This window comes from Pseudarthrobacter oxydans, assembly GCF_030812335.1.
GTDB lineage: Bacteria > Actinomycetota > Actinomycetes > Actinomycetales > Micrococcaceae > Arthrobacter > Arthrobacter oxydans_B.
Genome location: NZ_JAUSSN010000010.1, coordinates 1 through 21,076 on the forward strand (window position 1 = coordinate 1; position 21,076 = coordinate 21,076).

Annotated in this window: 16 protein-coding genes; 8 read left to right on the forward strand and 8 right to left on the reverse strand. The window is 69.2% G+C overall.

The annotated features are described in order from the left end of the window. Window positions 1–91 precede the first annotated feature (91 nt). The 4 genes from J2W14_RS16190 to J2W14_RS16205 are packed head-to-tail and all read right to left on the reverse strand — an operon-like array spanning window position 92 to window position 5,298. Window positions 92–907 (reverse strand): bifunctional allantoicase/(S)-ureidoglycine aminohydrolase, encoded by an 816-nt coding sequence (locus J2W14_RS16190; protein ID WP_307464388.1) that lies wholly within the window; start codon window positions 905–907, stop codon window positions 92–94. A gap of 23 nt (window positions 908–930) precedes the next feature. After that, window positions 931–2,241 (reverse strand): DUF6986 family protein, encoded by a 1,311-nt coding sequence (locus J2W14_RS16195; protein WP_307464391.1) that lies wholly within the window; start codon window positions 2,239–2,241, stop codon window positions 931–933. Between the two features lie 3 nt (window positions 2,242–2,244). Beyond that, window positions 2,245–3,843, reverse strand: a complete 1,599-nt coding sequence (gene aceB, locus J2W14_RS16200; protein WP_307464393.1) for a malate synthase A — start codon at window positions 3,841–3,843, stop codon at window positions 2,245–2,247. A gap of 42 nt (window positions 3,844–3,885) precedes the next feature. After that, window positions 3,886–5,298: an NAD-dependent malic enzyme gene (locus J2W14_RS16205; RefSeq protein WP_307464396.1), complete on the reverse strand. Its 1,413-nt coding sequence runs from the start codon at window positions 5,296–5,298 to the stop codon at window positions 3,886–3,888. A 263-nt stretch (window positions 5,299–5,561) separates the two neighbouring features. Between J2W14_RS16205 and J2W14_RS16210 the strand changes: the two genes are divergently transcribed. Continuing rightward, window positions 5,562–6,317 (forward strand): IclR family transcriptional regulator, encoded by a 756-nt coding sequence (locus J2W14_RS16210; protein WP_307464398.1) that lies wholly within the window; start codon window positions 5,562–5,564, stop codon window positions 6,315–6,317. Window positions 6,318–6,424: 107 nt separating this feature from the next. Here the strand turns inward: J2W14_RS16210 and J2W14_RS16215 are convergent, their stop codons facing one another. From J2W14_RS16215 to J2W14_RS16225, 3 genes are all read right to left on the reverse strand, one after another. Then, window positions 6,425–7,930 carry a nucleobase:cation symporter-2 family protein gene (locus J2W14_RS16215; RefSeq protein ID WP_307464400.1) on the reverse strand — a complete coding sequence of 502 codons (1,506 nt, stop codon included), beginning with the start codon at window positions 7,928–7,930 and terminating at the stop codon, window positions 6,425–6,427. A 176-nt stretch (window positions 7,931–8,106) separates the two neighbouring features. Further along, window positions 8,107–9,015, reverse strand: a complete 909-nt coding sequence (gene pucL / locus J2W14_RS16220) for a factor-independent urate hydroxylase (protein ID WP_307464401.1) — start codon at window positions 9,013–9,015, stop codon at window positions 8,107–8,109. Window positions 9,016–9,556: 541 nt separating this feature from the next. Next, the gene (locus tag J2W14_RS16225; RefSeq protein WP_307464403.1) at window positions 9,557–10,945 is read right to left on the reverse strand and encodes an 8-oxoguanine deaminase; all 1,389 of its coding nucleotides are present in this window, start codon (window positions 10,943–10,945) and stop codon (window positions 9,557–9,559) included. A 395-nt stretch (window positions 10,946–11,340) separates the two neighbouring features. On the opposite strand from J2W14_RS16225, the gene J2W14_RS16230 reads away from it, so the two are divergent. From J2W14_RS16230 to J2W14_RS16255, 6 genes are all read left to right on the forward strand, one after another. Continuing rightward, window positions 11,341–11,835, forward strand: a complete 495-nt coding sequence (locus tag J2W14_RS16230; RefSeq protein ID WP_307464405.1) for a nucleoside deaminase — start codon at window positions 11,341–11,343, stop codon at window positions 11,833–11,835. A 14-nt stretch (window positions 11,836–11,849) separates the two neighbouring features. Then, window positions 11,850–13,388 (forward strand): NCS2 family permease, encoded by a 1,539-nt coding sequence (locus tag J2W14_RS16235; protein ID WP_307464406.1) that lies wholly within the window; start codon window positions 11,850–11,852, stop codon window positions 13,386–13,388. 167 nt (window positions 13,389–13,555) lie between these two features. After that, the gene (locus tag J2W14_RS16240; RefSeq protein WP_307464408.1) at window positions 13,556–14,803 is read left to right on the forward strand and encodes an XdhC family protein; all 1,248 of its coding nucleotides are present in this window, start codon (window positions 13,556–13,558) and stop codon (window positions 14,801–14,803) included. After that, on the forward strand, window positions 14,794–15,765 hold the full coding sequence (locus J2W14_RS16245; RefSeq protein ID WP_307464410.1) for an FAD binding domain-containing protein: 972 nt from the start codon (window positions 14,794–14,796) through the stop codon (window positions 15,763–15,765). Before J2W14_RS16240 ends, J2W14_RS16245 begins: the two co-directional genes overlap by 10 nt. A gap of 2 nt (window positions 15,766–15,767) precedes the next feature. Next, entirely contained in the window at window positions 15,768–18,713 is a 2,946-nt protein-coding gene (locus J2W14_RS16250) for a molybdopterin-dependent oxidoreductase (protein ID WP_307464412.1), read from the forward strand. Window positions 18,714–18,720: 7 nt separating this feature from the next. Next, window positions 18,721–19,704 carry an aldo/keto reductase gene (locus tag J2W14_RS16255; protein ID WP_307464414.1) on the forward strand — a complete coding sequence of 328 codons (984 nt, stop codon included), beginning with the start codon at window positions 18,721–18,723 and terminating at the stop codon, window positions 19,702–19,704. Between the two features lie 22 nt (window positions 19,705–19,726). Here J2W14_RS16255 and J2W14_RS16260 read toward each other — a convergent pair whose 3' ends face one another. Further along, window positions 19,727–20,245, reverse strand: a complete 519-nt coding sequence (locus J2W14_RS16260; RefSeq protein ID WP_307464416.1) for a DUF488 domain-containing protein — start codon at window positions 20,243–20,245, stop codon at window positions 19,727–19,729. A 95-nt stretch (window positions 20,246–20,340) separates the two neighbouring features. Here J2W14_RS16260 and J2W14_RS16265 point away from each other — a divergent pair, with 95 nt between their 5' ends. Continuing rightward, complete coding sequence (locus tag J2W14_RS16265; protein ID WP_307464417.1) at window positions 20,341–20,985, forward strand: uracil-DNA glycosylase; 645 nt, start codon at window positions 20,341–20,343, stop codon at window positions 20,983–20,985. The last annotated feature ends 91 nt before the right edge of the window (window positions 20,986–21,076 follow it).

Here is a 21,076-nt window from a genome sequence, read left to right on the forward strand (position 1 = left end):
ACTGGACTCTAGACAAGCCCCACTCCACCCGGAGGTCTTCTTTTTGTCACCGAACCACGCCGCCTGTCACCAACGTCCGTGGGCAATACACCTAGGTGAGGCGGATCTGGCGGTTGACGTCCTTGTAGAGCAGGTAGCGGAACGGGCCCGGCCCGCCGGCGTAGCAGGCCTGCGGGCAGAAGGCACGGAGCCACATGAAGTCGCCGGCCTCGACCTCCACCCAGTCGTCGTTGAGCCGGTAGACGGCTTTGCCCTCGAGGACAAAGAGTCCGTGTTCCATCACGTGGGTTTCGGCGAACGGGATGGAGCCGCCGGGCTGGAACGTGACGATGTTGACGTGCATGTCATGGGCCAGATCGTCCGGATCCACGAAACGCGTGGTCGCCCAGGCACCGTTGGTGCCCGGCATGGGCCGCGGCTCGACGTCCTGGTCGCGGGTCACAAAGGACTTCGCGGTGAAGCCGGCCAGCGGCTCATAGGCCTTGCGGATCCACTGGAAGCTGGCGGCGTCCGAGGCGCCGTCGTTGGTGACCTTCCAGTCCGAACCCGCGGCGAGATAGGCGTAGCCGCCGGACTCCAGGTGGTGGATCTCGCCGTCGAGCGTCAGCGTCAGTTCGCCCTTGGTCAGGAAGATGACGCCTTCGACGCCGGCCTCCGCCTCGGGCTTGTCGCTGCCGCCGCCCGGCGCCACTTCCACGATCAGCTGCGAGAAGGTCGTGGCGAAGCCGGCGATGGGCCGGGCGATGATCCAGGCGCGGGTCCTCGTCCAGCCGGGGAGGTTGGACGTGACGATGTCGCGCAGCACCCCTTTGGGGATGACCGTGTAGGCCTCTTTGACCACGGCGCGGTCGGTGAGGAGCTGGGTCTGCGGCGGCAGGCCGCCTTCGGGGGAAAAGTAGTTGCTCATGGGTGCACTCCTTTGTGTAAGGGTCAGTGGTTGGGGGCGGCGGCCGGCTGTGCCAGCCGGGGGTGGGCCAGGACGGTCAGCTGGGGCAGCCCGATGCCGGTCAGCCCGCGGACTTCCTCGGCGCCGGCGGCACCGCACTGGATACCGCGCAGCACGAAGGCCGCGAGGGCCCTGGCCGTGGCGGGCTCGTCCATTACGCCGCCCTCGGTGCGCTCCGCATAGTTGCGGAGCCGCGCGGCCGCGGCGGGCAGGCCCTGCCGGTAGAACGCGTAGGTGGCGGCGAAGCGGCTCGGCAGCTGGGCGGGGTGGAGGTCCCAGCCCTGGTAGTAGCCGCGTTCCAGCGAGCGGCGGACCAGCCGGCCGTGGAGCCGCCAGGCGTCCTGCACCCCGTCGCCGACGGGGATGACGTTGGTGGACCCGTCGGAGAGCCGGATGCCGGTTCCGGCGACGGCCAGCTGCATGACCTCTTTGGCGAGGTCCGCCACCGGGTGTTCCATCGACTGGTATTCCGCGGAGATCTGCAGCGAGGCCGAGTAGTCGTAGGTGCCGTAGTGCAGGGCGCTGATCCGGCCGGGGACGGCGTGCGGCAGCTGCGCCACGGGGGAGGTGCCGTCGGGGCCCAGGATCAGCTGCGGCGTTTCCACCTGGACTTCGAACCGCAGCCGGCCGGCGGGCAGCGAGTGGGCTTCCTCCAGCCGGGACACGGCGTAGTCCATTGCCTGCACCTGGGCCACGGTGGTGACCTTGGGCAGGGTGAGGATGAGCCCGTCCGGGAGCTCGCCGGCGGCGGCCAGGCCGGAGACGAACAGGTCCAGGGTGCGCAGCCCGCGGGCGCGGGTGGGCGCCTCGAAGCATTTGAACCGGATCCCGATGAACGGCGGGGCGGTGCCGTCCGCCACCGCGGCGGCCACGGCGGCGGCGGCAGCGACGGCGTCGGCGTCCTCGGCGTCGTCACCGCGGTCCCCGTAGCCGTCCTCGAAGTCCAGCCGGAGGTCCTCGATCGGTTCGCTGCCGAGTTTCGCGGCCACGCGGGCTGCGACGGCGGCGGCCAGTCCGGGCTCCTGGCCGAGCAGGGTTCCGAGCCGTTCCAGGCCGCCGTGGGCTTCGGCCGCGGCCAGCGCCTGGGCACCCCAGCCGGCGGCGAACCCGGGGGTGAAGCGGTCGGCCGGGATGTAGACGGTGTGGACCGGCTGGCGGGTGCCGTCGTCGCCCGGGTAGTTCCGTTCCAGCAGCTCATCCGTCGCCGCCAGCAGGGCATCGATCCGGCCCAGGTCGGTGCCGGAGAGTGCCCCGGAGGGAGGCCCGGAGCGCGGCCCGGAGGGAGATAGGGCCATGGCTCAGCCCACCAGTTCGTAGGCCGGTGTGGTGAGGAAGTCCGTGTAGTCCTCGGAGAGGCAGATGTCGCCGATGAGCTGGCTCGCGGGCAGGTAGTGCTTCGCGAAGGCGTCCTCGCCCACCTCGCCGCGGAGCTTCTCGGTTTCCTCGGCCAGGATTCCGGCCACCAGCTCGCGGGTCACGGTCCGGCCGGTGTCGGCGAGGACCACCTGGTTGCGGATCTGCTGCCAGACCTGAGAGCGGGAGATCTCCGCCGTCGCGGCGTCCTCCATCAGGTTGTGGATGGCGACGGCGCCGTTGCCCGAGATCCACACCGCGGTGTAGGCGACGGCGACGTAGAGGTTCAGGCGCAGGCCCGCCTCGGTGACCGTGCCGTCCGCGGAGGCGATGTCCAGCAGCTGGTCGGCGGTGACCGAAACTTCCGGGCGCTGCTTGTCCAGCTGGTTCGGCCGCTCGCCCAGCACGGCGTCGAAGACGTCGCGGCAGACCGGGACCAGGTCCGGGTGGGCCACCCAGGAACCGTCAAAGCCGTCGTTCGCCTCGCGGGTCTTGTCCGCCCGGACCTTCTCGAAGGCCTGGGCCGTCACCTCGGGCTCGCGGCGGTTGGGAATGACGGCCGCCATGCCGCCCATCGCGAAGGCGCCGCGGTGGTGGCAGGTCTTGACCAGCAGCTCGGTGTAGGCGCGCATGAACGGCGCGGTCATGGCCACGGTGGCGCGGTCCGGCAGCACAAAGCGCGGGCCGGCGTCGCGGAAATACTTGATGATGCTGAACAGGTAGTCCCAGCGCCCGGCGTTCAGGCCGGAGGCGTGGTCGCGGAGTTCGTAGAGGATCTCGTCCATCTCGAAGGCCGCCGGGATGGTCTCGATCAGGACGGTGGCGCGGATGGTGCCCTGCGGAATGCCGAGGTAGTCCTGCGCAAAGACGAAGATCTCGTTCCAGAGGCGGGCCTCGAGGTGGCTCTCCATTTTGGGCAGGTAGTAGTAGGGGCCCTGGCCGTTCTCCAGCAGCTGCCGGGCGGTGTGGAAGAAGTGCAGGCCGAAGTCCACCAGGGCGCCCACGGTGTGCTCGCCGCCGATCAGCAGGTGGCGCTCGCTCATGTGCCAGCCGCGCGGACGGGCGATGACGACGGCCAGCGGGGCGTCGGTCCGCAGCTTGTACTCCTTCCCTTCCGGGGAGGTGTAGGCCAGGGTGCCCGCCGCGGCGTCGCGGAGGTTGAGGATCGATTCGATCACGTTGGACCAGGTGGGGGTGCTGGCGTCCTCGAGGTCGGCGAGCCAGACCTTGGCGCCGGAGTTCAGGGCGTTGATGGCCATTTTGGCCGGTGCGGCCGGGCCGGTCATTTCCACCCGGCGGTCCTGCAGGGCCGCCGGGGCGGGGGCTACGGTCCAGTCGCCCTCGCGGATGTCGCGGGTCTCCGGAAGGAAATCGAGCCGGCCGGTGCGGGCCACCTCCTCGCGTTTGACCGCGCGGGCCTTGAGCAGATCCCCGCGGGTGGCGGCGAAGCGCTGGTGCAGTTCCTCGATGAAGGCCAGGGCCTCGGGGGTGAGGATCTCCTCCGCGCGGTGAACGGGGCGGTGGGCTGAAATGGTGAGAGCCATTGTGGTCCTTCCTGTTCGGTGAATCAGGGCTGCAAATGCGGTTCAGGCGCGGGCGTGCGCGGCGGCGTGGGCCGAAGCATGGGCCGCTCCGGCAACGGCGGCGGCGACGTCGGCGGCCACGTGGGGGTCGAAGACGCTGGGAATGATGTAGCTGGCATTGAGCTCATCGTCAGCCACCCGGTTCGCGATCGCCGCGGCGGCGGCCACGAGCATCTCGGGGGTGATGTCCGCCGCCCCGGCATCCAGCAGACCGCGGAAGAACCCGGGGAAGGCCAGGACGTTGTTGATCTGGTTGGGGAAATCGCTGCGGCCGGTCGCCACCACGGCGGCGTGCCGCGACGCGATGACCGGATCGATTTCCGGCGTGGGGTTGGCCATGGCGAACACAATAGCGTCCCTGGCCATGGATGCCACCTGCTCTTCGCCGATCACGTGCGGTGCGCTGACGCCGATGAAGACGTCGGCTCCCTTGAGGGCTTCGTGCAGGGTGCCGGAGAATCCCTGTTCGTTGGTGTTCTCGGCGATCCAGGTGCGGTGCTCGTCGCTGTACTGTTCGCCGAAGTGGATGGCGCCCGAGCGGCCTGCGGCGATGATGTTCCGCGCCCCCTGGGCCTTGAGCAGCTGGATGATGGCGGAGCCGGCCGCCCCGACGCCGGACACGACGATCCGGACGTCGGGGAGCTTTTTGCCCACCACGCGCAGGGCGTTGGTCAGGGCCGCGAGGGTGACGATGGCGGTGCCGTGCTGGTCGTCATGGAAGACCGGGATGTCGAGTTCCTCGCGGAGCCGGGTTTCGATCTCGAAGCAGCGCGGCGCGGCGATGTCCTCGAGGTTGACGCCGCCGTAGACCGGAGCGAGCGCCTTGACGATCTTGATGATTTCCTCGGTGTCCTGCGTGTCCAGGCAGACCGGCCAGGCGTCGACGTTGGCGAACTGCTTGAACAGCGCCGCCTTGCCTTCCATCACCGGCAGCGCGGCGGCGGGGCCGATGTTGCCCAGGCCCAGGACGGCGGAGCCGTCGGTGACGACGGCGATGGTGTTGCGTTTGATGGTCAGGTTCCGGGCGGCCTCGGGGTTCTCCGCGATGGCCATGCAGACACGCGCGACGCCGGGAGTGTAGGCGCGGGAGAGATCGTCGCGGTTGCGCAGCGCGACTTTCGGGACGACCTCGAGCTTGCCGCCGAGGTGCATCAGGAAGGTGCGGTCCGAGACGTTGCGGACGGTGACGCCGTCGAGCGCGTTTAGCGCGTCCTTGACGCGGGCGGCGTGGTCGTCATCCGTGGTGTTGCAGGTGACGTCGACGACGAGGGTCTCGTGGTGGGATTCGGTGACGTCCAGGGCGGTGATCGCGGCGCCGGCGGCACCGACGGCGGCGGCCAGTTCGCTGGTGGCCGTGAAGCTGGACGGCGCCTCCACGCGCAGGGTGATCGAATTTCCGGGGCTCGGATTCGCCATTGAATTTCCTCCTGGTCGGCCCGCGGGCGGGCGTTCGCTGATCTTAACTATTTCGTATTATGGATATTATTATCTACCCTGTGGAAATACAAGCCCCGCGGGGTGGCATTTCCGGTGTGTCACCGCCGCAGGGACGCGGCGTAGACGCGGCGTGGACGCCGCTTCGACGGCGCGCCGGACGTGCTGTATCTTGGGTCTACTAAGCACTTTTTCACGATGCGGATAAAAGTTGTCGCAAGCCGATCCCTCAGGAGACCCAAGTTATGGCGGAAAAAGCCCCCGGAGGCGTGCAGTCCGTTGAGCGCGTTTTCGAACTTCTGGAGCTGATCACTGATGCCGGCGGGGACGTCACCCTCAGTGAACTCTCGTCCTCCACCGACCTGCCGCTGCCCACGATCCACCGGCTGCTCCGCACGCTGGTCACCCTGGGATACATCCGGCAGCTGCCGAACCGCCGCTATGCCCTGGGCCCGCGCCTGATCCGCCTGGGCGAGGCGGCGAACAAGCAGCTCGGCGCGCTCGCCCGGCCGCAGCTCCAGTCGCTCGTGGAGCGGCTCGGGGAAACCGCCAACATGGCGGTGCTGGATTCGGACATGGTCATGTACGTGGCCCAGGTCCCGTCCCTGCACTCCATGCGGATGATCACCGAGGTGGGCCGCCGCGGCTACATGCACGCGACCGGCATGGGCAAGGCGATCCTGGCCCAGCTCGACGACGAGACGGTGCGCGGCATCGTCGCCCGGAAGGGCATGCCCACCCCCACGCCGAAGAGCATCGGCGACGTCGAGGCCCTGTTCGCGGACCTGAAGCTGATCCGGGACCGCGGCTACTCCATCGACGAGGAGGAGCAGGAGATCGGTGTCCGCTGCTTCGCCATCGCCATCCCCAACGCGCCGACCCCCGCGGCTATTTCGGTCTCCGGCCCCGTTTCCCGGGTGGACAAGTCCTTTGCGGACCGGGCGGTGCCGCTGCTGCGTGAGGCGGCCCGGGCGATTTCCCAGGACCTCAACAAGAGCTGAACCCCGGCGGTACCACAGCCGGCGCCGCAGCCGGCGAGGCCACAGTGCGGCCCCTTTCCCTTCCGGGAGCGGGGCCGCACTTGCCATCTCAGTGGTGCCGCCGTCGGTCAGTGCTCGGATTTCGACGCCGACTCGACCGCAACTTCCTTGCCGTCGCAGTCGATCAGTTTGCCGCCTTCGAAGCGGTCGCCGTCGGCCAGGCACTTGAGGTCCTGTTCCCGCACGATCCGTTCGGTGCCGGCCACAAACACCGACTGGTTCTCCGAGTTGCCCGCCTTGAAGTGGTTGAACAGCAGGTTCAGCAGGATGGCCATCACCGCGGCCGAGCTGATGCCGGAGTGGAAGATCGTGGCGAACCAGGACGGGAACTGGTCGTAGAAGGAGGGGGCGGCAATCGGGATCATGCCGAAGCCGATCGAGGCGGCCACGATGATCAGGTTCATGTTGTTCTTGTACTCCACCTTGGCCAGGGTCCGGATGCCGCTGGCCGCCACCGTGCCGAACAGCACGACGCCGGCGCCGCCCAGCACCGGGGTCGGCACCGCGGCCACCACCCGGCCCAGGACCGGAAGCAGGCCCAGGATCACCAGGATGGCGCCGCCGGCGCTGACCACGAAGCGGCTCTTGACGCCCGTGATGGCGACCAGTCCCACGTTCTGGGCGAACGCGCTTTGGGTGAAGGAGTTGAACAGCGGCGAGATGGCGCTGGAGAGCATGTCCGCCCGCAGCCCGTCGCCGATGCGCTTGGAGTCCACCTTGGTGCCCACGATCTCGCCGACGGCGATGATGTCCGCGGACGTCTCCGTCAGGGTCACCAGGATCACGATCAGCATCGAGATGATTGCCGCCACGTGGAACGTGGGCGGCCCGAAGGCGAACGGGGTGGGGAACGCGACCACGTCGCCCTGGCCGACCTTGGAGAAGTCGGTCATTCCGGCGATGAAGGCGATGACCGTGCCCAGCACCATGGCCAGGAGGATGGACAGCCGCGAGATGGTGGCGCTGCCGACCTTGCTCAGCAGCAGCACGATGGCCATGGTGGCCGCCGCCAGCCCGATGTTGGCCATGGAGCCGTAGTTGGGCGCCGCCTTGTTGCCGCCCATGGCCCAGTTCGCGGCCACCGGCATCAGGGTCAGCCCGATCACGGTAATGACCGTTCCGGTGACCACCGGCGGGAAGAAGCGGATGATCTTGGAGAACAGCGGCGTGATGAGCAGGCCGATCAGGGAGGCGGCAATCACCGAGCCGAACACGGACTGGATTCCGCCGCCCTCGTCGACGATCGCCACCATCGTGGAAACGCCCGCGAACGAGACGCCCTGGACCAGCGGAAGCCGGGAACCGAAGAACGGGATGCCGATGGTCTGGAGGATGGTGGCCAGGCCGCCCACAAAGAGGCAGGCCGCAATCAGGAGGCCGATTTCCTGCGACGGCATTCCGGCGGCCGCGCCGATGATCAGCGGCGGCGCGATGATGCCGCCGTACATCGTCAGGACATGCTGGAGGCCGTAGGCGAAGGTGCTTCCGATCGGAAGCCGTTCGTCTTCGGGCCGGTCGGACGGTGTGCGGCCGGGGCGGGACTTAACCGCTGACGGCTTCTTTTTCATGTTCATGGCAGACTTTCTTGGTTCATGGCAGACGTCTTTGTCTGGCTAACGGTGTCTGGCTAACAGATGTGGCTTATGGGGTGCTGCTCGCTTTTCTGGCTGCCTGTTCCGGGGCCGGCACGGGTGCTGGCCCCGGAACAGGTCGCGAAGCCGGCCTTCCGGGCCGGCGGGGCCGAAGCTCCTTAGCAGAAGCCGGCGATACCGGACCACGCGGCGTCGGCCGGTGCTGCGTCCTCGCGCTGGACCGTTGCCTCGATCAGGCCGTACGGCCGGTCGGCGGCGAAGAACACCTCGTTGGGGTTGTCGAGGCCAAACGGCGAGAGGTCCACCAGGAAGTGGTGCTTGTTGGGCATTGAGAACTTGATCTCGTCGATCTCGCTGTGTGCCTCGAGGACCTTGGTGCCCATGTCGAACAGGGTCTGCTGCAGGGCGTGGGAGTACTTTTCGGTGAAGCCCTCCAGCAGGAGGGCCTTGACGTCCTCGTAGCTCTTGTTGAAGTCGAGGGAGCCGAAGTCCGTGCCGGGGTTGTAGCGCCAGCGGGCGGAAACATCCGTCGCGAGGATCCGGTCAGTGGTCTCCGGCAGGGTGGTGTACTTGTCCCGCGGGTAGCCGACGAAGCCCGACTGCGTGGACTTGAGGACCGTCAGGTCCTTGAGCCCCGAGATCAGATGCCGGTCGGCGCCGTCGCGGACCAGCACGGCGGTCCGGACTTCCTGGCCGTTGCGCACGAAGGAGTGGTCGTGGGCCGCGCCGTGGGCCTGGATGCGGTCCCAGCTGTAGGACTCTGCCTCCCAGCGGCCGCCGGTCACCCAGTCGAAGCTCGAGGTGAAGTGGTCGCCGAGCCGGAGCAGGAAGGCCTCCGGGGAGCCGATGCCCTCCCGGGCGAAGGCGTAGATGGTGTTCTTCTGCGTGTCCGTGGCCACCACGTGGCTGTTGTCGCCTTCCAGGTGGGCCGCGGCGAAGTCGCCGCGGAGCTGCGAGGTGACGTTGAGGTCTTCGATCTCGTGGCGCTCCGTGTCGCGGGTGATCTTCACGACGCGGACTTCGGCCTTACCGTACTGGTTCTGTCCGAGGACGATCTTGTTGTTCATGGAGGGGTTCCCAACTTCCGGTATGTGGAATCAAACTCCCACATAGAAATTTCGGACGCATTTCGCGTTCGTTTCTTTCTCCGCCGACCCATAAAAAAGAGCCGACGTCAGTTGACGCCAGCTCATTACAACCCTGCCTGCTGCTCCCAGGTTACGTGACCTACGCCACGAATTACCTTCAAGGCTAGCCCAGTCCGGCCGTGGTGTACATCACAATCTGAAATTTGCGATTGTGACCGGCGGCGCTGAGTGACGGCGGTCGCAAGCCCTTGACCGCACCGGGCCCCGGTCCTATCGTTTCCATATAGCAAGAACTAAGTTTCGTATAGTGAAAATAGACTTCGAGAAAACAAGCCCAGAACAAGGAGCAACAAAATGCAGCAGCACCAGCCAGCCGCCACGGCCGCGGAGCCCCCGGCACCGCCCGCCGAGATCTACCTCCCCCGCGGCGGCACCGATCCGGACTTCCACTTCCCGGCGGACCGGGGGCACCGGCCCGGCCGGGTCTCGCGCTGGATCAACAGGCTGCGCGCGGCCAGGGCTACCCGGCCACCAGCTTCCGCGCCGCAGCCGAGTGCTCCGCAATGAGCCCGGCGACGTCCAGCCCGGGAATGTTGCCGTCCACCACGCGCCACTGCCCGCCCACCATGACGCGGTCCGCCCGGTCGGCCGCGCACAGCAGCAGGGCAGCGACGGGGTCGTGGCTTCCGGAGAAGCGCAGTTCGTCGAGTTTGAACAGGGCCAGGTCGGCCTGCATCCCGGGGGCCAGCTGGCCCAGGTCCGGCCGGCCCAGGACGGCGGCGGAGCCCCGCGTCGCCCAGCCCAGCGCCCGTTCCACCGGGACCTGCGCGCCGTAGCGCAGCCGCTGCAGGTACAAGGCCTGCCGCGCCTCCAGGATCATGTTGGACGCATCGTTCGACGCCGAACCGTCCACTCCCAGGCCCACCGGGACGCCCGCGTCCTCCAATTCCAGCACCCTGGCCGTGCCGGAGGCCAGCCGCATGTTGGAGGTGGGGCAGTGCGCGACGGCGGTGCCGGCGGCCCCGAGGGCGGCAATCTCGCCGTCGGTGAAGTGGATGCCGTGGCCCAGCCAGGTCCGGTCGCCCAGCCAGCCCACGCTGTCCAGGTAGTCCACGGTCCGCAGGCCGAACATCTCCCGGCAGAAGTCCTCCTCGTCTAGGGTCTCGGCGAGGTGGGTGTGCAGCCGGACATCGTGCCGCTCCGCCAGGGCCGCGCTCTCCGCCATGATCTCCCGGGTGACCGAAAACGGCGAGCACGGCGCCAGGGCAATCTGGAGGGTGGCGCCGTCGCCGCGCTGGTGGTACTCGCCGATGAGCCGTTCGCTGTCGGCCAGGATCACGTCCGGTGACTGCACCGTGGACTGCGGCGGCAGGCCGCCGTCGTCCGTTCCGAGGCTCATGGAGCCCCGAGTGAGGGTGGCGCGCATCCCGAGCTCGCGCACCGCCCGGACCTCGATGTCGATGGCGTCCTCCAGACCGTCCGGGAACAGGTAGTGATGGTCCGCGGCCGTGGTGCAGCCGGAGAGCAGCAGTTCCGCGAGGGCAACCGTGGTGGCCAGTTCCAGGTCGCGGGGGGTGAGGCGCGCCCACACCGGGTACAGGTTCTGCAGCCAGGGGAAGAGCGGCGCGTTGGCCACCGGAGCCCAGGCCCGCGTGAGGGTCTGGTAGAAGTGGTGGTGCGTGTTGATGAGCCCCGGCAGCAGCACGTGGCTGCCGGCGTCGAACGTTTCCTGGCAGGGCGCCGCGGGCAGCTGCCCGGCGGCCAGTACTTCGACGATGACGCCTCCGCTCACCACCAATCCGCCGGAGGCGTCGAGGCTGTTGGCCGTGAAGGCGCCGAGCGGGTTCTTGATCCAGAGCCGCGTGCCGGGAACGGGACGGGGCGTGCCTGAAGGGCGGGGGAGGGTCATGGGGGATCCTTGTCTGGTGGTTGCCGAGATGCGTGCAATTCCAGCTCAGTGATGCCCTGTCTGCTGATCCAGGTGGCCGGCGGAGAGGCGCCGGCTGGGGACCAGCGTAGGGCCGCGGGAGGCCGGACGTCAACGGCGCGCAATGTGACACGGGGCGGTGACACCCCGGAAACATGAATTTCACATCCTGAAATTAAGTTTCCAGAAATCTATGGCGCAGCTCACGTTCCGGTGCTAATCTCGATCTTGCCAAAGGCGGGCACCCGGACTCCGGGGAAGCTATCTACCAGGCGCAACTTAACCTTCACAAGCACATGCTGAAGTCTGGTAACCGTCGCATCTGGCCCTTCCGTCTCACCTCGGTATACCGGCTTCCCAGCAAAGGGAGTCGCATCATGAGCAGCACCGTCACGGCCGAACATTTTCTGGCCAGATCCATCCAGCTGGCCACGGCCAACGTCCTGAACAGCGGCGGGCCGTTCGGCGCCGTCATCGTCACCGCGGGCGGTCAAGCGTTCGACGGCGTCAACCGCGTCACCGCCACCAACGATCCCACCGCCCACGCCGAAGTCACGGCCATCCGGCGGGCCTGCAGCGAACTGGGCACGTTCGACCTGCGGGGAGCCACCCTCTACACGAGCTGCGAGCCCTGCCCGATGTGCCTGGCCTCCGCGCTGTGGGCGCGGGTGGAGCGCGTCGTCTTCGCGGCAGACCGGCACGACGCCGCCTCCGTCGGCTTCGACGACGCCGTCTTCTACGAGTACTTCGAGAACGAGAACCGGGATGCCCTCATGCCGGTGTCCAAGCTGGACCTGGGTGATCCCCAGGCCCCTGCAGTGCTGGAACCGTTCAACACCTGGAACACGCTCGGCTCCAGGATTGACTACTAGGGCCGGCGACTGACATGACAATCCTCGATCAGTCCCACGAAGGCCCGCAGCCGGCAACAACGCCGGCCCCCAAGACCGCAGCCCAGACCAAGCGCCAGAACCGCAACACCCGGCCGCCGGCGTCGAACGCTTTCCTGGACCGCTTCTTCCACATCACCGAGCGCGGTTCGACGCTTGCCCGCGAGTTCCGCGGGGGCCTGGTCACGTTCTTCACCATGGCCTACATTGTGATCCTGAATCCGCTGATCCTGGGCGGCTTCAGCGCCGGCAACGCACCCACCGACGTGGCCGGCGGCTGGCTGTCCGCCGCGCAGGTCGGCGCCGTCACCGGACTCACCGCCGGTGTGATGACCATTCTGTTCGGGCTCGTAGCCAATCTGCCGTTCGGCCTGGCCGCGGGACTGGGCATCAACTCCTTCCTCGCGGTCTCGGTGATCAACGAGGTCACGTGGCCCGAGGCCATGGGCCTGGTGGTCATCAACGGCATCCTGATCGTCCTCTTCGGCGTCACCGGCGCCCGGACGGCCATCTTCCGGGCCGTCCCCAAGGAACTGAAGGCAGCCATCACCGTCGGCATCGGCCTGTTCATCGCGTTCATCGGCTTCGTCGACTCGGGCTTCGTCCGGGCGACGACAGCCGGGCCCCCGGTGCAGCTGGGCGACAACGGCTCCATCACCTCAGTACCCACCCTCGTCTTCATCGTCGGACTCCTCGTCATGGGCATCCTCGTGGCCCGCAAGGTCCAGGGCGGACTGCTGATCGGGATCGTCGCCACCACGGTGCTCGCGGCCATCGTCGAGGCGGTCCTGCGCATCGGTCCCGGCAGCGCCACGAACCCCGGCGGCTGGCACCTGAACACCCCGGTGCTCTCCGGCCAGCTCGTGTCGGCGCCCGACCTGGGCCTCGTGGGACAGTTCGACATGTTCGGTGCCTTCGGCCGGATCGGCGGGCTTGCCGCCACCATGCTGGTCTTCACGCTGGTCTTCACCAACTTCTTCGATGCCATGGGCACCATGACCGGACTCGCCAAGAGCGCCGGTGTCGCCCACAAGGACGGCACGTTCCCGCGGCTGAAGTCGGCCTTCATCGTTGAAGGCATCGGTGCCGTTGCCGGCGGCGCGACCTCGGGGTCCTCGAACACCGTCTACATCGATTCCGCCGCGGGCATCGGCGAAGGCGCCCGGACCGGGCTGGCCTCCGTGGTCACCGGTGTCCTGTTCCTTGGCTCCATGTTCCTGACGCCGCTCACCAGCGTGGTTCCGCTGGAAGTGGCCGCCGCCGCCCTGGTGGTGGTGGGCGCCATGATGATGGCCCAGATCCGCGAGATCAAGTTCACCAAGTTCGCGGTGGCCCTGCCGGCGTTCCTGACCATCGTCACGATGCCGCTGAGCTACTCGATCGCCAACGGCATCGGCGTCGGCTTTATCTCGTGGGCCATCATCGGGGCAGCGTCCGGGAAGGCCAAGAAGATCCATCCGCTCATGTGGGTGGTGACGGCCGGATTCCTGGTCTACTTCGCCCGCGGCCCCATCAACGCGCTGCTGGGCGCCTGACATCCGGACTTGCGCTGCGCTTTCGGACCGCCGCACCGGGGATCCCCGGCGCGAAAATCCGGAAGCGCAGCGCTTCCGGGCCACGCCGCCGCGGCGGTGCTGTCCCCGGACACCGATTGGAACGAGAATATGCACACTATCGCCGCACAGGAAAAGAGAGTGCAGCCATGTTGGATCTGATGCCGTCACTGGGCGAATGGTGGCCTGCCACATCCGGCCGGCGCTGCGCCGTGGCCACGGTGGTGGGGACCGGCGGTTCCGTGCCGCGCCCGGTGGGAACCTCCATGCTGGTCTCCGAGGCTGGCGATGTCCTCGGCAGCCTCTCCGGCGGCTGCGTTGAGGGCGCCGTCGTCGCGGCGGCCCTGGAAGTGATGGCCGACGGCGGCACGCGCCGCGAGTTCTTCGGCTACAGCAACGAGGACGCCTTCGCCGTCGGGCTCACCTGCGGGGGCGAGCTGGACGTCCACATCGAACTGCTGGCGGACACTCTCGGGGGCCTCCGGCCGGAGGGCCTGACCGCCCTGGACGCCCACGATCCCGCAGCGGGCCTGGCGCTCATACGCCGGATCGATGCGCACGGCCCGGAAGGTGCCGGGTATCCGCGCACCGCCGGCGCCGTGGTCATCCCGGATCCGGCCAGCTACCGGGTGGCAGAGTCCGACGCGGTGGCCGCCCTGCTGGCAGTCGACGGCGGGGCCCGCTCCCTGCTGCAGGCGGCCGCCGCGCAGCTCGAGCCCCTGCTGAGAAACGGGACCACCGGGGTGGTGCGGCTGGCAGCGGAATCCGGCTGCCACGGCGACGCCGCGGCGGGGCCCGCCACCGAGCCCATCACCCTACTGGTGGAGAGCAGACTGCCGCCGGCCCGGATGCTGGTGTTCGGGGCCAACGATTTCGGCGCGGCCCTGGTGCCGGCCGCCCGGCTGCTCGGCTACCACGTCACCCTGTGCGACGCCCGGCCGGCGTTCGCGGGGCAGGACAGGTTCGCGGCGGCGGACCAGGTGGTCACGGACTGGCCGCACCGGTACCTGGCCGCCGAAGCCGCGGCCGGCCGGCTCGACGCCCGGACCGTGGTCTGCGTCCTCACGCACGACCCCAAGTTCGACCTCCCGCTGCTGCAGGCCGCGCTCGGCCTCGAGCTGGCCTACATCGGGGCCATGGGATCGCGGCGGAGCCACGCCCAGCGGATGGCATCGCTGCTCGCCGCCGGGGTGGCGCCCGAGGAGGCCGAGCGGCTGCATTCCCCGATCGGACTGGACCTGGGCGCCGTCACCCCGGCCGAGGTGGCCGTCTCCATCACCGCGGAGCTGGTCGCCGGCCGGAGCCGCTCCGCCCCCGGGCTGTCCCTGAAACACGGGAGCGGACCGATCCACCACTTCGTCAACAGCCCGCAACACCAGGAGATGCCATGGACATGAACACCATCGAGGCCGTGGTCCGCACCGCGGATCCGGCCGACTGGCAGGCCGGCGACGCCTGGCTGGCCGGCGGCACCGTGCTGTTTTCCTACGGCAGCTTCGCGTTCGGCCAGGAACCGCTCCGGCGGCTCCTGGACCTCGGCTCCACCGGCTGGCCAGCTGTCACGGTGTCCGACGCCGGAATCGAACTCGCGGCCACCTGCACGATCGCGGAACTCTACGCGCTGCCCGCCGGCGAAGCGGGCCGGACGCACGCGGGCACCTGGCCCGCGCTGGAGCTGATCGGGCCGTGCTGCGATTCCTTCGTGGCGTCCTTCAAGGTCTGGAACATGTCCACCGTGGGCGGCAACCTCTGCACCTCCCTGCCGGCCGGGCCCATGATCTCGCTCTGCGCGGCCCTGGGCGGCGTGGCCACGGTGCTTGGCCCGGGCGGGTCCAGCCGCACCGTCCCGGTGGCGGAGTTCGTGACCGGGGATGGACGCAACTGCCTGGCACCCGGCGAGCTGCTCCGCAGTGTCCACCTCCCGGCGTCGGCCCTTGCCTCCCGGGTGGCGTTCCGCCGGCTGTCGCTGAGCAACCTGGGACGGTCGGGGGTGCTGCTGATCGGCAGGCTCGACGCCGACGGCAGCCTGGTCCTCACGGTCACCGCCGCGACCAAGCGCCCCGTGCAGCTGCGCCTCGCGGCGCCTCCCGGCGCCCCGACGCCGGCGGCCCTGGCCGAAGCGCTCGACGCCGCCATCCCGGACGGGCTCTACCACGACGACATCCACGGCCTGCCGGCCTGGCGGAAGGACATGACCTACCGGCTGGCCGAGGAAATCCGGGCAGAACTGGCGGGCCCGGCCGGGGTTCCGCCTGCCCGCGTCTCCGGGGACTTCTGGCCGCCGCAGGGCGACGCGCCCCCTTCACCGCACACAGTTTCTTCACAGCACACAGTTTCGCCGCAGCAGGAAAGGGCCTGAGCATGGCTATCGAGATCAACGGGACCCCGGCGCAGGCCGAACCCCGTCCCGGGCAGTGCCTGCGGACGTTCCTGCGCGAGCAGGGCAACTTCGGCGTCAAAAAGGGCTGCGACGGCGGCGACTGCGGCGCCTGCACGGTCCACGTGGACGGCACCCCCGTGCACAGCTGCATCTACCCGGCCGTCCGCGCCGAGGGCCGCGCCGTCACCACCATCGAGGGGCTCGCCCGCACCTGCGGACCCTTCGAGGGGCCCGAGACGGCCGGGACTGCGTCCGGCGCGGGCGCCACGACCGGGACAGCGTCGGATGCCGGTGGCGCGGGCGCCACGACCGGGACTGCGTCCTCCGACGCCCTGCACCCGATGCAGCAGCAGTTCCTGGAACGGCAGGGCTTCCAGTGCGGGTTCTGCACCGCCGGCATGGTGATGACGGCGGCCACCTTCGACGACGAACAGAAGGCCGACCTGCCGCGGAACCTCAAGGGGAACCTGTGCCGCTGCACCGGCTACCGGGCCATCGGCGACGCCGTCTGCGGCGAGGCCGCGCACGGCGCATCGAGCCACCCCGCGGGACCCGGATCCGGGACCGCCGGCGAGAGCCAGCCCGAGCCGCATCCGGGCCAGCTCGGCGACGACGTCCCGGCCCCCGCCGGCCGGGCGGTCGTCACCGGCACCGCGCGCTACACCCTGGACGTGCCGGCGTCGGAGCTTCCGGGGCTGCTGCACGTGAAGCTCCTGCGCTCGCCGCACGCCCACGCCCGCGTGCTGTCCATCGACGCCACGGACGCGCTGCGGATCCCCGGCGTCGAGGCGGTCCTCACCCACGAGGACGCGCCCGCGCAGCTGTTTTCCACCGCGCAGCACGAGCTGTACACCGACGATCCGGACGACACGCGGGTGCTCGATGACGTGGTCCGGTTCGTCGGGCAGCGGATCGCCGCCGTCGTCGCCGAGACCGTGGCCGCGGCGGAAGCCGGCGTCCGGGCGCTGAAGGTGGAGTACCAGGTGCTGGACGCGGTGTTTACCCCGCAGGAGGCGCTGCTCCCCGGCGCCCCGCTGGTCCACGGGGATAAGGACGCCGCCACGGCCCGCATCGGGCGGCCGGAGCGGAACGTCGTCGCCGAGCTGCACTCCGAACTGGGCGACGTCGCGGCGGCCTTCGCCGCGGCGGACTTCGTCCACGAGCAGACCTACCGGACCCAGCGGGTGCAGCACACCGCGCTGGAGACCCACGCCGCCATCGCCTCGGTCGACGACGACGGCCGGCTCCAGGTCCGCACGTCCAGCCAGGTGCCGTTCCTGGTCCGGCGCACCCTGGGCCGGGTCTTCGGCCTGCCGGAGGACCGGATCCGGGTGGTCGCGGGGCGGGTCGGCGGCGGCTTCGGCGGCAAGCAGGAGGTCCTCACCGAGGACATCGTGGCGCTCGCCGCGCTGAAACTGCAGCGCCCGGTGCAGCTCGAGTTCACCCGCACCGAGCAGTTCACGGCAGCCACCACCCGGCACCCGTTCACCATCCGGCTCAAGGCCGCCGCCAGCGCCGGGGGGAAACTGACCGCCCTGCAGCTGGACGTGCTGACCAACGCCGGCGCCTACGGCAACCATTCGGTGGGCGTGATGTTCCACGGCTGCGGCGAATCCCTGGCCGTGTACAACTGCGCCAACAAGAAGGTCGACGCGCAGGCGGTGTACACCAACACCGTGCCCTCCGGCGCGTTCCGCGGCTACGGGCTGAGCCAGACGGCCTTCGCGATCGAATCCGCGGTCGACGAGCTCGCCGCCGGGATCGGCATGGACCCGATGGAGTTCCGCCGCCGCAACATGGTCCGCGAGGGCGACGACATGCTCTCCACCCACCCCGACCCGGAAGAGGACGTCCTCTACGGCAGCTACGGGCTGGACCAGTGCACCCGGCTGGTGCAGGACGCCCTGGACCGCGGCCGGGAACGCTACCGGGAGGCCGGGCTCGAGGACCTCGGCCCGGACTGGGTCACCGGGGAGGGCTCGGCGCTGTCCATGATCGACACCGTCCCGCCGCGGGGCCACTTCGCGCACTCCCGGATCCGGCTGCTGCCTGACGGGAGCTATCAGGTGGACGTGGGGACCGCGGAGTTCGGCAACGGCACCACGACCGTGCACGCCCAGCTCGCCGCCACCGCCCTGTCCACCACCGCGGGCCGGATCACGGTCCGGCAGTCGGACACCGACCTGGTCGACCACGATTCCGGCGCCTTCGGCTCGGCCGGGACGGTCGTGGCCGGGAAGGCCACCCTCGCCGCGGCCGAGGAACTGGCGGTGCGGATCCGCGCCTTCGCCGCCGGCCTCCGGCAGGTCCAGGCCTCCGGGTGCGTGCTGGAGGGGGACGCGGTCCTCTGCGGGGGAACCCGGGTGCCGCTGACGGAACTATTCGACGCCGCCGCAGCGGCCGGTGTCGAACTCTCCGGCGAGGGGCACTGGGGCGGGACGCCGCGGTCGGTGGCGTTCAATGTCCACGGGTTCCGGGTGGCCGTGAACACCGGGACCGGGGAGCTGCGGATCCTGCAGAGCGTCCAGGCCGCCGACGCCGGCGTCGTGGTCAACCCGCGGCAGTGCCGCGGGCAGATCGAGGGCGGCATCGCGCAGGCCCTCGGCGCCGCGCTGTACGAGGAGGTCAGGGTGGACGGCGCCGGGCGGGTCACCACGGACATCCTCCGGCAGTACCACATCCCGTCGTTCGCCGACGTGCCGCGCAGCGAGGTGTACTTCGCCGACACGACCGACAAGCTGGGCCCGCTGGGCGCAAAATCCATGAGCGAGAGCCCGTTCAACCCCGTGGCGCCGGCGCTGGCCAACGCCATCCGGAACGCCACTGGGGTCAGGTTCGCGGAGCTGCCGATCGCCCGGGACAAAATCTACCTCGGCCTGAAGGAAGCGGGGCTGGCAACGCGTTTGGAGAGTGCCGACGGCCTATAGTCGGATGATGGAAAAGCGAATCTTGGGCAAGACCGGACGGAACGTCTCGATTGTTGGACTGGGGACCTGGCAGCTTGGCGCGGACTGGGGGAACGTGGACCCCGCGCAGGCGCAGGCGATCCTGGCCGCCTCTGCGGAAGCCGGGGTCACGTTCTTCGACACCGCGGACGTGTACGGCGACGGCCGCAGCGAGCAGGCCATCGGCAAATTCCTGGCCGACAACCCGGGCCTGGACATCACGGTGGCCACCAAGATGGGCCGCCGGGCGGAGCAGCTGCCCGAGAACTACAACCTCGCCAACTTCCGGGAGTGGACGGACCGGTCCCGGCGGAACCTGGGCATGGAGCAGCTGGACCTGGTCCAGCTGCACTGCCCGCCCACCGCCGTGTACAGCAACGCCGAGGTCTACGACGCGCTGGACACCCTGGTCGCCGAGGGTGCCATCCGGAACTACGGCGTCAGCGTGGAGCGGACCGACGAGGCCCTCGAGGCCATCCGGCACGAGGGCACGGCCACCGTGCAGATCATCCTCAATGCCTTCCGGCTCAAGCCGCTGGACGAGGTGCTGCCCGCGGCGGAGGCGGCCGGCGTTGGCATCATCGCCCGCGTGCCGCTCGCCTCGGGGCTGCTCTCGGGCAAATACACCTCGGACACGTCCTTCGCGGCGGATGACCACCGGAACTACAACCGCACCGGTTCCGCGTTCGACGTCGGGGAGACCTTCTCCGGTGTGGACTTCGGGCAGGGCCTGAAGGCGGTGGCCGAGTTCGAGGAACTGGTGCCCGACGGCGTGAGCACCGCCCAGGCGGCCATCGCCTGGATCGCGGCGCAGGACGGCGTCAGCACCGTAATCCCCGGCGCGCGGAACGTGGACCAGGCCCGCTCCAACGCCGAAGCGGCCGGGGTCAGCGGGATCGACGCCACGTTCGACGTCGGCGTCCGGGAAATCTACGACAAGTACTTCCGCGAATCGATCCACCCGCGCTGGTAGCAGCCGGCGCCGGGATATCCGGTTAGTCCGCCGGATACCAGACCCGTTCTCCGTCCACGCGTGCGAAGGAGGTCAGGGTGTGGGGTTTGGCGGACTTCTCCGACATGATGTCCAGCACGTCAACATTGCGGACCAGGAGCGCGTCACCGATCAGCGAGCGGTGGCAGCGCCACGGGACGGCTTCCGCGCACATGACCGCCAGATTGTTGGTCCGCCCGCGTTCCAGCAGCTGGCCGATGGCGGTGGAAAATTCCTCGGTCTGCATGTAGTCCGCGTACCCCCGGAACGACGCGTTCCGCCAGGCGCCGTTGGGGCTGTCCTTGCGGGGATGCCGCAGGCCGCCGAGGGAATCCATCCGCCGGTAGGTGATCCCCGACGCCCGCACGCTGGCCGCGAGGGCGTCCGCGTTGAACTGCGGGTTGTGCCGCGACTTCGGGACGGTGCGCACATCGATCCTGACGCCGTGGGCCGTCAGGAGGCCGATGAATTCGTCGATGGGGTGCGTGGAGTGCCCCACCGTGAAGATGGTCATGTCCGTCATGCCCCCATGCTAGAACGGCCTGGAAGCCCGTACCGGCGGCGGAGCGGCCGGGATAGTCTGATGACCCGACAAGCTGCCAAGGGAACGGGCCCGGAATGACTTCATCCTCCATCGACGGCTTCGTTGACCGGCTCGCGGCCGTGCCGACAGGGCCGGGGTGCAACAACTTCTTCGACCACACCGTGCCGGGAAATGCCCAGCGCCGCCGGAACCTGGCGATCTACCTGCGGGAAATGCAGGACCGCTCCCCGAAGGTGCTGCTGGTCGGGGAAGCGCCCGGCTTCAGGGGCATGAGGATCACCGGAGTCCCCTTCACCAACCGCACCATGTTCGAGGGTCCCGCCAACGCGTTTGGGCTGTTCGGGCCCGGAAAGGGCTACGTGCTGCCGGCGGAAGCTGCGGCAGTGGCGGCGGAGCCGACGGCCACGGTGATGTGGGAGGTGCTGGCCGAGCTGGAATTCCTGCCCCTGCTCTGGAGTGCCTGCCCGTGGCATACCCACGTGCCGGGGCAGCCGCTGTCCAACCGCACCCCGGCGGCCGCCGAGGCGGCACGGGGAACCCCGTTCTGGCAGGGACTGACCGAGATTTTTCCTATCGAAACGGTGGTGGCCGTGGGGAACGTGGCGCACCGCAGCCTGCAGCGGAGCGGTCTGGAGGTGCCGAAAATCAGGCATCCCGCCCACGGCGGCCGGTCCGGATTCAAACGGGGGCTGGAAGAGCTGTTCGTCCCCGCCCGCTAAACCAACGCGGGGTCAGATCCGGCCCATGGTGGGGCGTTTCTTGGGCCGTAGGTGACCCCGCGTTGTGGTGGTGGTTGCGCGGCGCCGCGGG